The sequence below is a fragment of the Gemmatimonadota bacterium genome, from assembly GCA_022560615.1.
Taxonomy (GTDB): domain Bacteria; phylum Gemmatimonadota; class Gemmatimonadetes; order Longimicrobiales; family Gaopeijiaceae; genus UBA1138.
In genome coordinates, this window is record JADFSR010000062.1 from 1 (window position 1) to 13,573 (window position 13,573).

Consider the following 13,573-nt stretch of genomic DNA (forward strand, 5'->3'; position numbering starts at 1 on the left):
CCGCTGCCCTTCGTGAGCTATGGCGGCACGTTCCTCCTGATGTCCTGGGTCGCCGTCGCGATCGCCGTCCGGGTGGCCCACGAACGATAGGAAGTCGCATGGCGTGGTTCCGAAAGGACAAAAAGCCCCTCAGGGCCCAGGACAAGCGGGACCTTCCCGCCAACGTCTTCGACAAGTGTCCAGGCTGCGGCGAAATCTTGTACCGCGAGCGGCTGGCCCAAAACCTGAACGTCTGCCCGACGTGCAGTCACCACCTCAAGATCGGCGCCGAGGCGTATCTGAGCATTCTTGTCGACAGCGGCACGTTCGAGGAGATCGATGCGCATCTTCGCACCGCGGACCCCCTCGGATTCGAGGATTTGAAGACCTATCCGGACCGCATCGCGGCGGCTGAAGCGAAGGGCAAGCACGAGGCGGTCATCTCTGGCACCGGCCAGCTCGACGGGATCGACATCGCGCTCGCGGTCATGGACTTCGCGTACATCGGCGGCTCCATGGGGTCCGTGGTGGGAGAGAAGATCGCACGCGCCGGCCGGGTCGCGCTCGAGCGCGACATACCGTTCCTTGTCGTGAGCGCTTCAGGTGGAGCGCGCATGCAGGAAGGGATGCTCTCCCTCATGCAGATGGCGAAGACGTCGATGGTGCTCGCGCGCCTTCACGAAGCCTCGATCCCCTTCGTTTCGATCCTGACCAACCCGACGACCGGCGGTGTGACGGCGTCGCATGCGATGCTCGGAGACGTGAACCTCGCAGAACCCGGCGCGCTCATCGGATTCGCCGGGCCGCGCGTGATCGAAGAGACGATCAAACAGCAGCTGCCGCAGGGCTTTCAGCGTTCAGAGTTCCTGCTGGAGCACGGCATGATCGATCGCATCGTGGATCGCCGTGAGTTGAAGAAGACCGTGGCGCTCATCCTCCGACACCAGTTCGCCGGATGGCCGGAGTAGCCGGCCCGCGCCTCTGGGCGCCGGACCGTCTCGACAGACCCTTCGCGGATCCGCTCGTCGGTCGGCTCTTTCCTCCGCTTGCCACGGGTGTGCACTGGGGGCTGGAGCGCACCATTCGTGCGCTCGAGTCGCTCGGCGATCCGCATCGAGCCTATCCGACGATCCATATCGGGGGGACGAACGGGAAGGGGTCGGTGGCCTCCACGCTCGCCGCGGTCCTGAGCGCCAGTGGGCTGAACGCGGCCTGCTACACATCGCCTCATCTGTGCTCCTTCCGCGAACGTATCTTGATCGGCGGGCAGCCGCTCGGGGAAAACGAGATACTTGCCCGGGCCGAAGAGGTGACGGACGCGGTAGTGCGCTTCGGCCTCACGTTCTTCGAGGCGGTGACCGTCCTGGGCTTCCACGCGTTCGCGCACGCATCCGTGGACGTCGGAGTGATCGAGGTCGGCCTCGGTGGCAGGCTCGACGCCACGAACGTGCTCAGACCCGAGGTCGCGGCGATCACCAACATCGCCATGGATCATGCTGACTATCTCGGGGACTCGCTCGAGAAGATCGCATGGGAGAAGGCCGGAATCGTGAAGCCCGGGGTGCCTTTGGTGACCGCCGAGGTGAAGCCCGCGCTGCTAAAGGTCTTGCGGGACGTGACGGGCGAAATCGGAGCGCCGCTTGTGACTCTTAATCCGGGCTCGGTCGAAGATGTGGAAGTCGCGGCGGACCACACGGGTTTCGCCCTGCACACGCACGTATGGGGCCGCCTGGAGATCGAGACGCCCCTGGTAGGACGTCACCAGGCGACGAATGCGGCGTTGGCCATCGAAGTGCTCGAGTACCTACCGGACGAGCTACGGCCTGACGCGGACGCGATTCGGGAGGGTGTGCGCGCGGTCGAGTACCATGGCAGGGATGAGATCATGGTCATCGACGGGTTGACCTGGCTGTTCGACGTGGCCCACAACACCGCAGGGATTCGCTCGCTGGTCGATACCGTCGATTGCCTCGAGCTGCCTCGACCGCTAGTCGCGCTGGTCGGGGTTCTGGGTGACAAGGACTGGCGAAGCATGCTGCCGCCACTCTTCTCGAGGACCGATGCGGCGGTGCTGACGCAACCGCCGTCGGCGCCGCCGGAGCGGCGGTGGAGCCCCAGGGAGGCGGGGGACGCGGTGCGGAAGATCACGCGGGTCACGATCGAGGACGACTTCGCGCGTGCGTTCGGGCAGGCTCGCCGTGAAGCCGGGCAGGGCACTGTGATCGTTGCGGGCTCCGTGCACACGGTCGGCAGCGCGCTACGACTGCTCGGGCGCGAGCCGTTGGCGGGGCTCTAGAAATGGCAAGCTCAGCCTTCTCGAGGCTTCCGGGGTTTCGCGACTTTCCTCCGGAAGACCTCGCGCTCCGCTCTCTGATTTTCGAAGCGTGGCGCCGGACCTCCCGGCGCTACGGCTTCGTGGAGTATGACGGTCCGCCGCTCGAGCCTCTCGATCTGTACGTGGAGAAGAGCGGGGAGGAGATCGTCGGGCAGTTGTACAACTTCGTCGACAAGGGCGACCGCAACGTGACGCTTCGCCCCGAAATGACCCCCTCCTTGGCGCGGATCCTCGGGGACCGCAGCCGCGGCATGAGCAAGCCGATCCGGTGGTTCAGTATCCCTCAGCTCTTCAGGTACGAGCGGCAGCAGCGTGGACGCCTGAAGGAGCACTTCCAGTGGAACATCGACATCATCGGTGAGTCCGGCGTCGCCGCGGACGTGGAGGTGGTCGCGGTCGGCATCGACGGGTTGCGAGCCCTCGGTCTGACGTCCGACGACTTCGTTGCGCGGGTATCCGATCGGCGGCTGTTGACCGCGCTGTTGAGGGCACTGAGAGTGTCGGCGGAGCAGCTCCCTGGCACGTTCGCACTCGTGGACAAACTCGAGCGTCAACCGAGAGACAAGTCCCGCGCTCACCTCACCGACGAGCTGGGCCTGGAGCCTTCCGCAGCGGACCGGGTGCTCGGACTCCTCGACGATTCCGGCATCGAAGCGCTCGCGGACCGCTTCGGGGACCGGGACGATGTGGGCGCGGCGCTGGAGCCGATCCGCGAGTACGTCGCGTCGCTCGAGGCGATGGGTCTCGGCGATTTCGTGGAGGTGGACCTCACGATCGTGCGCGGGCTCGCTTATTACACCGGCATCGTTTTCGAGATCTTCGATCGCAAGGGTGGACTGCGCGCAATCTGTGGAGGGGGACGCTACGATCGGCTGCTCGAACTCGTGGGGGGAGAGGCGCTCCCCGCGGTCGGGTTCGGCATGGGTGACGTCGTTCTGGGCGAGCTGCTCTCAGACCGCGGCCTGGTACCGGAATGGGAGCGATCTCTCGACTACTTCCTCGTGTTGATCTCGGAAGCGCAGAGGCCCGATGCTCTGCGGCTCGCGCATCGTCTTCGCGAGAGCGGTAGGACCGTGGCGTACCCGCTCAGCGAGCGGAGCGTGGGAAAGCAGATGAAGGTTGCCGCAAGGGAAGGAGCGCGAGAGGTCTTGATCGTTGGTCCGGACGAGCTGGCGCGTGACTGCGTGCTCGTGAGGGATATGGCGTCAGGGGAGGAACGCGAGATCCCGCTGGACGAGCTCACGTGAGCGAGCAGGCGCGCATCCAGCGAGAAGCGCAGGTGGCGCACGAGGTCGCTGCTCGCGCGATTCGACGACTCGATGCTCTCGAATGGGTGATCCTCGCCGGCGCCATGGTGTTGGCAATCGTGGGAGGTGCGGCCGTCGCGTGGTTGATCGCCCCGACCGTTGGGTTCGGCTTTCGACCTATCTGGACGGTGATGTCCGTGGTGCTGTTCGTCGTTCCCGGTGTCATCGCGATCACGCGCATGCGAAAGGACGAGCGTGGCGCTCGTGCGAAAACCCAACCCAGTCCTGAAGAAGACGATGGCTGACGATAAGAAGCTGACATCACAGCAGGAGGACTTCTCCAAGTGGTACAACGAAGTCGTCTTGAGGGCCGAGCTCGCTGACCACTCCCCGGTGCGCGGTATGATGGTCATTCGGCCGTGGGGCTACGGCATCTGGGAGCACATGCAAAGCGCCTTGGACGCCATGTTGAAGGAGACCGGGCACGAGAACGCGTACTTCCCGCTCCTGATCCCAATGAGCTTCATCGAGCGCGAGAAGGAGCACGTGGAAGGCTTCGCCCCCGAACTTGCAGTAGTGACCCGAGCCGGTGGCAAGGAGCTCGATGAGCCGTACGTGATTCGCCCCACCTCCGAGACGATCGTCTACGCGATGTACGCCAAGTGGGTGCAGAGCTATCGCGACCTGCCGCTGCTCATAAACCAGTGGGCGAACGTCGTGCGCTGGGAGATGCGCCCTCGGCTATTCCTGCGCACGTCCGAGTTCTTGTGGCAGGAGGGGCACACGGCGCACGCCACCGCTCAGGAGGCCGAAGAGGAGACACAGCTCATCCTGGGCTTGTATCGGGAATTCATGGAAAGCTGGATCGCGATGCCGCCGATGACCGGACTCAAGTCCGAGTCCGAAAAGTTCGCCGGGGCGGTGCGAAGTTACGCATGTGAAGCCCTGATGAAGGACAACAAGGCGCTGCAAGCCGGTACCTCGCACTTCCTCGGCCAGAACTTCGCGAAGCAATTCGAGCTCACGTTTCAGTCCGAGGCTGGCCAGGAGGAGTTCGCCTGGAACACGTCGTGGGGTGTCTCGACCCGCCTCATCGGGGGGCTCGTGATGACGCACGGCGATGACGACGGGCTGGTCATCCCGCCGAGGCTCGCTCCCGTTCAGGTCGTCGTCGTACCGATCCTGCGTGGCGACGATGCCGGGCCGGTTCGAGACAAGGCGGACGAGATCGTGTCCCGGCTCAAGGAGAGCGGGGTGCGCGTGCGGCTGGACGCGAGGGACCACCTCTCGCCCGGGGCCAAGTACTTCGAGTGGGAACGAAAGGGTGTTCCGTTCCGGCTCGAGATCGGGCCCAGGGACCTCGCCGAGGGGAAGGTGGCGCTCGCGCGTCGATTGATCCCCGAGGGCGAGAAGCGCAAGGCGTTCCTTCCCGAGGCGCAGGCGCTCGCTGAGCTTCCCGAACGGCTGGAGTCGTTCCAGACCGAGCTCTTGCGGGCGGCGCTGGCGCGCCGAGAAGCGAACACCGTGCGCGGCCTGAACAGCCTGGACGAGATGGAGGAGGCGTTCGAGGGTGGCGCCGGCTTCGTTTTCACGGGGTGGAGTGGTGACCCCGCGGTGGAAGAAGCGGTGAAGGAGCGCATGAAGGCCACGATCCGTCTTCTGCCCGACGAAGAGTTCCGGTCCGATTCGGTGCCCGGGAAGTGCGTCTCCGGTGAGGGCGACTCGGTGACGGAGGCGGCTTGGGCGAGAGCGTACTGACCGAGCCTTTCGCGCGCATAGACGGCGAGCTCCGCTGTGGGGACGTCCCTGCGCGAGAGCTTGCCGAACGCTTCGGGACACCGTTGTACGTGTACGATATCCGACGCATCCATGACCGAGTGCGTGCGTTTCGGACTGCCTTCGCGGGCGTCGAGCACCTACTCGCCTACTCGGTGAAGGCCAACGGCAATCTGTCGATCCTACGGCGGCTTCATGCCATGGGATGTGGCGCCGACATCACGAGCCTCGGTGAGCTCTTCCGGGCTCGGCAGGCGGGAATTCCCGGACGGATGATCGTGTTCGCCGGAGTGGGCAAGACCGTGGGCGAGATCGAGGCGGCGCTCGAATACGGGATCTACGCGTTCAACGTCGAGAGCCGGGGTGAGCTCGAACGCATCGATGAGGTTGCGACCCGCGTGGGGCAGCGCGCGCCGTTCGCGATCCGGGTGAACCCCGACGTCTTTGCCGCCACGGCACACGAGTACGCGCGCACGGGCACCGCGACCACCAAGTTCGGGGTTCCGTGGGACGAGACACTCGATCTGTACCTCTGGGCCAAGAACCGCCCGCACCTGGCTCCGCTGGGAATCGATATGCACATCGGTTCCCAGATCGTGGATGCCGAGCCCTACGTGCGTGCGCTCGAGCGTGTGCTCGACCTCGTCACCGAGTTGAGCGCTGCCGGCGTCGACCTGGAGTTCCTGGACATCGGTGGGGGCTACGGTATCCGGTACGACACTGAGCCGGGGATGGACGTCGATGAGCTGGCGGCCGAACTCGTGCCGAGAGTAGAGTCGTCAGGTCTACGACTCGTTCTCGAGCCGGGGCGCTCCATCGTCGGGGATGCGGGTGTCTTGCTCACCCGCGTCGAGTACGTGAAGAAGAGTGGGGGCAAGCATTTCGTCATCGTGGACGGTGGCATGAGCGAGCTGATCCGTCCGAGTCACTACGGGGGCTTCCACGCCGTGGAGCACGTCGAGGAGAGCCGGGGACCGACTACATCGGTCGACATCGTGGGCCCGATCTGCGAGACCGGAGATTTCCTTGCGCGCGACCGCGAGCTGCCCTTGCCCGAGCCGGGTGACCTGCTAGCGGTACGGACCGTCGGGGCCTACGGCTTCGCGATGGCGTCGAACTACAACGGTCGGCTCCGGCCCGCGGAAACGATGGTCGACGGGAACGAGGCTACCTTGATCCGGAAGCGGGAGACTCTGCCCGACCTCGTCCGCGGAGAAGAATGAGCCACGTTCACGACCGTGTCCTGATCCTGGACTTCGGATCGCAGTTCACTCAGCTCATAGCGCGCCGCATTCGGGAAGAACGGGTCTATTGTGAGATTCATCCGCCCACGCGATCGCTCGAGTGGATCCGCGACTGGAATCCAGCCGCGGTGATCTTGAGCGGGGGCCCGTCGTCCGTCTACGACGACGACGTGCCCACGATTGACCGCGAGCTGCTGCACTCAGGCATTCCGGTGCTCGGCATCTGCTATGGTTTCCATCTCATCGCCCATCTCGAGGGGGCCCAAGTCGAACATGGTCGTCGCGAATACGGGCGAGCCGAGCTCACCGTGCTGGTTGACGAAGGAGTATTCGCTGGGTTCGAGCGTGGAGAATCGACGACCATCTGGTGCTCCCATGGGGACCATGTCGACGAGCCACCGCCCGGGTACGAAGCGTTAGCGTCGACCGACACGCTCCCCGTGGCTGCGTTCCGTGCCACGGACCGGCCGGTCTTTGCCGTGCAGTTCCACCCTGAGGTCGCCCACACGCACCGGGGAGACGAGATCCTCTCCAACTTCCTGTTCGAGGTCGCGGGTTGCCGCCCCACCTGGACGGCCGGTGCCTTCATCGAAGACACCATCGCTCGCATTCGGGAGCAGGTAGGCGACGCGACCGTCATCTGCGCGCTCTCGGGTGGGGTCGACTCGTCGGTCGCGGCGGTGCTCGTCCACCGGGCGGTCGGGGACCGACTCACCTGCATTTTCGTCGACCACGGGCTACTCCGGAAGAACGAGCGTGACCAGGTCGAGAAGATGTTTCGGTCCCGCTACGACATGAAGCTCGTGGTGGAAGACGCGAGGGAGCTATTTCTTGGTGACCTCGAAGGCGTCTCGGATCCCGAGGCCAAGCGAAAGGCGATTGGCAGCCGCTTCATCCAGGTCTTCGAAGCTACGGCGACGCGCGAGGGAACAGGCGCGACCTTCCTCGTTCAGGGCACCTTGTATCCGGACGTCATCGAGTCCGTTTCGGCAGGAGGGCCTTCCGTAACCATCAAGAGTCATCACAACGTCGGTGGCCTGCCGGACGACATGCCTTTCGAGCTCATCGAACCGCTCCGCGAACTCTTCAAGGACGAAGTCCGGCAGGTCGGTCGGGAGCTCGGCCTCCCCGACGACTTTGTCGGGCGCCACCCGTTCCCCGGGCCTGGACTCGCGATCCGGATCATCGGAGAGATCACCGAGGAACGCTTGTCCCTGCTGCGGGATGCCGACGCGATCTATCTCGAAGAGATCCGTGAAGCCGGGCTGTACGACGAGATCTGGCAGGCGTTCGCCGTGCTGCTGCCCGTCCGGGCGGTCGGCGTGATGGGCGACGCCCGCACCTACGAGAACGTGCTCGCTCTCCGAGCCGTAACGTCACGCGATGGCATGACCGCCGATTGGTATCCCTTCCCGCACGAGGTGCTCGCACGGATCTCCACCAGAATCATCAACGAAGTGCGGGGTGTGAACCGCGTGACCTACGACGTCAGCTCGAAACCCCCCGCGACCATCGAGTGGGAGTAGAACAAGGCGCTGGAAGAGGCCGCTAGTTTCCGATTCCCTCGCCGCGTTTCATCAGATCGACGTGCGTCAGGGCCTGCTCCAGGCCGCCCTCGCCTTCTTGCCACCCGATGCTCCCGTTTCCGTCCGCGTCGAGCCCGGTAAGGAGCTGCTCCGCTATCGCAAGCAGATCCTCCATCATCACAGCGGCGTCTGCGGCCGACATTGCCTCCATGATCCCCTTCGCCAACTCGATGGCGCGTTCGGCTCTTTGGGCCGTGTTCCTGGCCGACGTCGCGACGTGGACGGAGTGCGCCTTGACGCCATCCGACGCGCCGTCCGCGGCGGCGGCCAGTTCAATGTGGCGCACGGCACCATTGACGGCCGGCAGCACTCCATACCCAAGCCCGGGTCCGCTTTCCATCTGTGCCGGATCGAGCGCGTTGAGCACGTGTCCCACGTGGCGCTTCATGCCGGCGAGGTCGGTCAGATCGCGTGCGGCGAGCCCCGCGTGCTGAGCGGCGACTTCGGCTTCGGCCATCGCGGTGGGCAGGAGGCCCATACCGTCGGGGGTGCCACGGAAGCCGTCCGCGACGTGACCGATATGGTTGTGGCCAGGTCCGTCCTGCGCGGTAGCGCGCTCGGGCAAGAGGAACGCGCACAGCGCGAGTGACAGCACGAGGGCATTCCGTAGTATAGCGCGCATCTTCGACCTCCATCGAGCGGGATGCGGGGAGGGGGCTACCCCTCACAGGTAGGGGTCGGCGGGCTGCGGCAGCAAGCGCGGGGCACCCACGCCGTATGGCGTGGGTCGCGCGCGGCCCACCCCCTTTTCCGATCACCCTTCTAGACGAAGGCGTCTCCGTCCATCCGCAGATTCCCGACGACGATCGCATCGGCCTCGATCTCGATCATCATCTGCGGCTCGATGAGCCGGCTGACTTCGACCATCGACGACGTCGGCGGATGGGTGCCGAAGAACTCCCCGTGGGCACGTCCAAACTCCTGCCAACAGTCGATATCCGTCACGAACATCCGGGTGCGTGTGACGCTGGCGAGTCCGGCGCCGAGGCCCTCGAGCGCGTCGCGGATGATCTCGATGCAACGCACCGTCTGGGCGTACGGGTCCCCAGGAGCATGCACTCCGCCATCGACGGCGAGGGGTGCGCACCCGGTCACGAAGATCCGGTCTCCCGCGCGTAGAGCGCGACAATACCCGACCTGCGACTCCCAAGGCGCACCGCTGAAGACCCTCTGGAACGACATTTGCAGCTCCGTGTTCAAGGTGGGAATACCGCGTAGTGCTTACGTTGACTGAAGGTCCAGCTCACTGCAACAAGGAGGATCTACGTGCGTCGCCTGTTCGTCACGATTCCATTTCTGGTATTGGTCGCCGCGCCGGTGTCCGGCCAAGTCACGTTCGACGGTCCACCACTGATCGGGCCCGCTTCGCCGAACGGCTTGGCGATCTATCTCACGAACCCGGATCCGGGCGATGGCATTGGCGTGCTGGCGACTTGGCGACACTCCCGAGGAAGCGTCGACGTGGGGTACCGTGCGTCGGTTGGGGAGGGGGCCGATGGCGACCTGGCCCTGGGCGGAGGCATCGATTTCTCCGGTGTGCTCAGCCGAGGCCTGGAGGGCGCGGACATCGACGTTCTCTGGTGGACGGGCGTTGGCGCGGGGATAGGGGACGACGTCATCGTGTCCGTTCCCCTCGGGATCGTCGCCGGGTGGACCGGAGAGGGCGACGACGCAGTCTTCTCGCCGTACTTGGGCGGTCACATCGCGCTGGACTTCACGTCTTTCGACGGAGATGAGGTGGTGCTCGATGCCTCGCTGGATGTCGGCATGGACCTGGAGCTGACCTCGGGGTGGGTCGTCCGGTTCGGGCTGAGCCTTGGAGGGAGGAACGCGCTAGCGCTTGGCATCTCGGTCCCGAGCGGGTCCGGGGGGACCCAGACTAGCGCGAATTAGGAGCGTTACCTGCGTCCCGGGTCGTCCATCATCGGGCGCTGGTCTTCGAGGAGGACCTCGATCTCGTCCCAGACGTCACGCATGAAGGGGAGGTCCCGCGCGTGATACTCGGCGAAGTTGAGAACGTCCGCCTCGCTGGTGTTGTGACGAGATAATACCTCGGCACGCGCTTCGTCTGTGATCTCCCGGTCGTCCGTAGAGAGTGCAGCGGCGCGCAGATCGACGTAGGCAGCGATGAAGACTTCGCGGTCGATGATGTCGTTCCCGTCCAAGCCTGCCGCGTCGCCCCAGCATGCGGACAGGGACACAGCCAGGCCGATGAACAGAAGGGTCCGGACGTGCGTAGTGCGAAGTGGGATCGTCTGCAAGCTGGTCCAGCACCTTGTCTAGGTCGTGGCGGTCGGGCGAGCTGAGGAGTTGATATCCCTCATCGGGTCGATGGGGTCCGCGTGGCGTTCATATGGCAACCCCGACATGACCGGGTCTGGAGGCGCTCCGGCTGTCGTTGTAGTATCGACACCAAGGGCGTCCGATGTACCCAAGGTGGAGGCCCCGGAACACGCCTTGCCTAGAGATGACCATGCTGAGCTCTGATCGACTCACAGTGAAGGCCGGCGAGGCGCTGCAAACAGCCGCGGCGGAGGCTCGGCAGCGTGGCAACGCCGAGGTCCATGGCGTGCATCTGCTCGACGCCCTGCTGGCACAGGAAGAGGGCATCGTCGTCCCCATCTTGCAGAAGATCGAGGTCAGGGTCGGACGCGTGCGGGAGCAGACGGGGGAGGCGCTGGACCGGATGGCTCGCGTCGAGGGCGGGTCGGATCCCAACCTCTCCCGGGATCTGCGCAAGGCTCTCGATGCCGCGGAGGACATCTCCCGCGAGCTCGAGGACGAGTTTGTCTCCACGGAACACCTGCTCCTGGGGCTGACCGGCGAGAAGAACGACGCGGGCCGCATTCTCAGGGATGCAGGGGCGACGCTGTCCGAGGTGCGCGCCGCAGTCGAATCGGTTCGAGGTTCGCATCGCGTCACCGACGACACGCCCGAGGACAGCTATCGGGCGCTCGCCCGGTATTCCCGAGACCTCACCGAGTTCGCGCGGCGCGGCAAGCTCGATCCCGTGATCGGCAGAGACGAGGAGATCCGAAGGGTTATCAAGGTTCTTGCGAGACGCACCAAGAACAATCCAGTGCTCATCGGCGAGCCGGGAGTGGGGAAGACGGCCATCGTCGAGGGTCTGGCCCAAAGGATGGTCGAGGGTGACGTCCCGACTTCGCTATCGAACAAGAAGCTGCTTCAGCTCGACATCGCTGCGATGCTCGCTGGTGCCAAATACCGCGGTGAGTTCGAGGAGCGTATGAAGGCTGTGCTCAAGGAGATCACCAACGCCGATGGCCGCTATGTGATCTTCATCGACGAGATGCACACGATCGTGGGAGCGGGAGCCGCCGAAGGGGCCGTGGACGCGGGCAACATGTTGAAGCCAGCGCTCGCCAGAGGCGACCTCCGCGTGGTGGGTGCCACGACGCTCGACGAGTATCGGAAGCGCATCGAGAAGGATCCCGCGCTCGAGCGTCGCTTCCAGCCGGTTTTTGTGGCGCCGCCTTCCGTGGAGGACACCGTCGCGATACTACGCGGCCTGAAGGAGCGCTACGAGGTACATCACGGCGTCCGCATCACCGACGACGCGATCATCGCCGCGGCGAAGCTTTCGGACCGATACATCGGAGGCCGCTTTCTGCCCGACAAGGCGATCGACCTCATGGATGAGGCGTCGAGTCGGCTGCGCATCGAGATCGACTCGCTACCACAGGAGATCGACGAGGTCGAGAGGCGCATCGTCCAGCTCGAGATCGAGCGGCAGGCGCTGTTGGCCGAGTCCGAAGGGCCCGCTCGTGAGCGCCGGCGTGTGATCGAGTCCGAACTCGCCGAGCTGGGCGAGAAGAGCCAGGGCATGAAGGCGCGCTGGCAGGCCGAGAAAGACGTCATCCAACAGATTCAAGAGCTGCGCACACGTGTGGAGGAGCTGCGGGTGGAGGCGGACCGCACGACGCGCACAGGTGAGTTGAACCGGGCCGCCGAGATCACCTATGGGGAGATCCCGACCGCCGAGGCCAAGGTCGAAGCGCTGGCGGAACGCCTCTCGGAGCTCCAGAAGGACAAGCGGTTCCTGAAGGAAGAGGTCGATGCCGACGACATCGCCGGGGTCGTCGCGGAGTGGACAGGCATCCCGGTGACGCGACTGCTGGAGTCGGAGCGCCAGCGGCTGGTGCAGTTGGAGCAGCACCTCGGTGCCCGCGTCATCGGGCAGGTGGAGGCCATCGGCGCGGTCTCGAACGCGGTGCGCCGATCCCGCGCAGGACTCCAGGACCCCGACCGGCCGATCGGCTCTTTCATCTTCCTCGGACCGACCGGTGTGGGAAAGACCGAGACCGCACGCGCGCTCGCCGAGTTCATCTTCGATGATGAGCGCGCGATGGTCCGCATCGACATGTCGGAGTACATGGAAAAGCATGCTGTAGCCCGTCTCATCGGCGCGCCTCCCGGCTATGTAGGCTACGAGGAAGGGGGCCAGTTGACCGAAGCTGTCCGCCGCAGACCGCACGCCGTCGTGCTCTTCGACGAGATCGAGAAGGCTCACGTGGACGTATTCAACGTCTTACTGCAGATCCTCGACGACGGACGGCTGACCGACGCACAGGGGCGGACGGTCGACTTCCGCAATGTCGTGATCATCATGACGTCGAACATCGGAAGCCAGCACATTCTGGAGGTCGTGGGGGACACGGACTGGGAGGACGTCGAAGCTGCGGTGCTGGGTCGGCTCCACCAGCACTTCCGGCCCGAGTTCCTGAACCGCGTGGACGATGTGGTCGTATTCCGCCCGCTCGGTTTGGAGGAGCTCATCCAGATCGTCGATCTGCAGCTCGATCGAGTCGTCAGGCTGGTGGCCGACTTGGGCTTCGTTCTCGATGTCTCCGCGGCCGCGAAGCGCTACCTCGCGAGCGAGGGGTACGACCCGGTCTTTGGCGCACGACCGCTGAAGCGGGCGATTCAACGCTCGATCCAAGACCCCCTGGCGCTCTTCCTGCTCGACGAGGAAGTCGCCGAGGGAACGCGAATCGTTGTCGACACGTCCGAGACGGGCGACGGACTCGACTTTGAGGCGGTGCCCCCGGACGCTCTGGTTGGCGTGCCGACAACCGCGGAATAGAGGCGGGCAGCCCGTGGTAGAGGTACAGCGGGCCGCGTTACGGTGCCACGGCCCCAGGTCCTAGGCGGAGCTTCGAAGGCATAGCCGTCGCTACGGCTAGGAGCTCCAACGACGGAGATGGGGCCGTGCCACCGTAACCCACGTCCTGGAAGATCATATGTCACTCGCGGTGTTGAGCGCAGGGGGGTCGCGGCCCAATAGGTCGTCTCTCCTCCTCGGACCACCGCCTTCGGCGGCGGTGCCCGCTACGGCTACGACTCGTCGTCCTTCCTACTCTTGAACTCGCGAGACCCCCGGGTACC

12 protein-coding genes are annotated in these 13,573 nt (G+C 65.0%); 9 read left to right on the top strand and 3 right to left on the bottom strand.

The annotated features are described in order from the left end of the window. Positions 1-98 precede the first annotated feature (98 nt). The 7 genes from IIB36_19115 to guaA are packed head-to-tail and all read left to right on the top strand — an operon-like array spanning position 99 to position 8,107. Positions 99-947 (top strand): acetyl-CoA carboxylase carboxyltransferase subunit beta, encoded by an 849-nt coding sequence (locus IIB36_19115; protein MCH7533852.1) that lies wholly within the window; start codon positions 99-101, stop codon positions 945-947. Continuing rightward, the gene (locus IIB36_19120) at positions 935-2,275 is read left to right on the top strand and encodes a bifunctional folylpolyglutamate synthase/dihydrofolate synthase (GenBank protein ID MCH7533853.1); all 1,341 of its coding nucleotides are present in this window, start codon (positions 935-937) and stop codon (positions 2,273-2,275) included. The genes IIB36_19115 and IIB36_19120 overlap by 13 nt, the downstream gene beginning before the upstream one ends. 2 nt (positions 2,276-2,277) lie before the next feature. Further along, complete coding sequence (locus IIB36_19125; protein ID MCH7533854.1) at positions 2,278-3,561, top strand: histidine--tRNA ligase; 1,284 nt, start codon at positions 2,278-2,280, stop codon at positions 3,559-3,561. Then, positions 3,558-3,866: a hypothetical protein gene (locus tag IIB36_19130; protein ID MCH7533855.1), complete on the top strand. Its 309-nt coding sequence runs from the start codon at positions 3,558-3,560 to the stop codon at positions 3,864-3,866. The genes IIB36_19125 and IIB36_19130 overlap by 4 nt, the downstream gene beginning before the upstream one ends. Then, positions 3,859-5,319 carry a proline--tRNA ligase gene (locus IIB36_19135; GenBank protein MCH7533856.1) on the top strand — a complete coding sequence of 487 codons (1,461 nt, stop codon included), beginning with the start codon at positions 3,859-3,861 and terminating at the stop codon, positions 5,317-5,319. Before IIB36_19130 ends, IIB36_19135 begins: the two co-directional genes overlap by 8 nt. A 17-nt stretch (positions 5,320-5,336) precedes the next feature. Continuing rightward, positions 5,337-6,560: a diaminopimelate decarboxylase gene (lysA, locus tag IIB36_19140; GenBank protein ID MCH7533857.1), complete on the top strand. Its 1,224-nt coding sequence runs from the start codon at positions 5,337-5,339 to the stop codon at positions 6,558-6,560. After that, positions 6,557-8,107, top strand: a complete 1,551-nt coding sequence (gene guaA, locus IIB36_19145) for a glutamine-hydrolyzing GMP synthase (GenBank protein MCH7533858.1) — start codon at positions 6,557-6,559, stop codon at positions 8,105-8,107. The genes lysA and guaA overlap by 4 nt, the downstream gene beginning before the upstream one ends. A 22-nt stretch (positions 8,108-8,129) precedes the next feature. Here the strand turns inward: guaA and IIB36_19150 are convergent, their stop codons facing one another. Continuing rightward, entirely contained in the window at positions 8,130-8,789 is a 660-nt protein-coding gene (locus tag IIB36_19150) for a hypothetical protein (protein MCH7533859.1), read from the bottom strand. Positions 8,790-8,929: 140 nt separating this feature from the next. After that, positions 8,930-9,349, bottom strand: a complete 420-nt coding sequence (locus IIB36_19155) for a RidA family protein (GenBank protein MCH7533860.1) — start codon at positions 9,347-9,349, stop codon at positions 8,930-8,932. An 84-nt stretch (positions 9,350-9,433) separates the two neighbouring features. On the opposite strand from IIB36_19155, the gene IIB36_19160 reads away from it, so the two are divergent. Continuing rightward, on the top strand, positions 9,434-10,060 hold the full coding sequence (locus IIB36_19160) for a hypothetical protein (GenBank protein MCH7533861.1): 627 nt from the start codon (positions 9,434-9,436) through the stop codon (positions 10,058-10,060). A 5-nt stretch (positions 10,061-10,065) separates the two neighbouring features. Here IIB36_19160 and IIB36_19165 read toward each other — a convergent pair whose 3' ends face one another. Next, entirely contained in the window at positions 10,066-10,428 is a 363-nt protein-coding gene (locus IIB36_19165; GenBank protein MCH7533862.1) for a hypothetical protein, read from the bottom strand. A gap of 215 nt (positions 10,429-10,643) precedes the next feature. Here IIB36_19165 and clpB point away from each other — a divergent pair, with 215 nt between their 5' ends. Continuing rightward, positions 10,644-13,271, top strand: a complete 2,628-nt coding sequence (clpB, locus tag IIB36_19170) for an ATP-dependent chaperone ClpB (GenBank protein MCH7533863.1) — start codon at positions 10,644-10,646, stop codon at positions 13,269-13,271. The last annotated feature ends 302 nt before the right edge of the window (positions 13,272-13,573 follow it).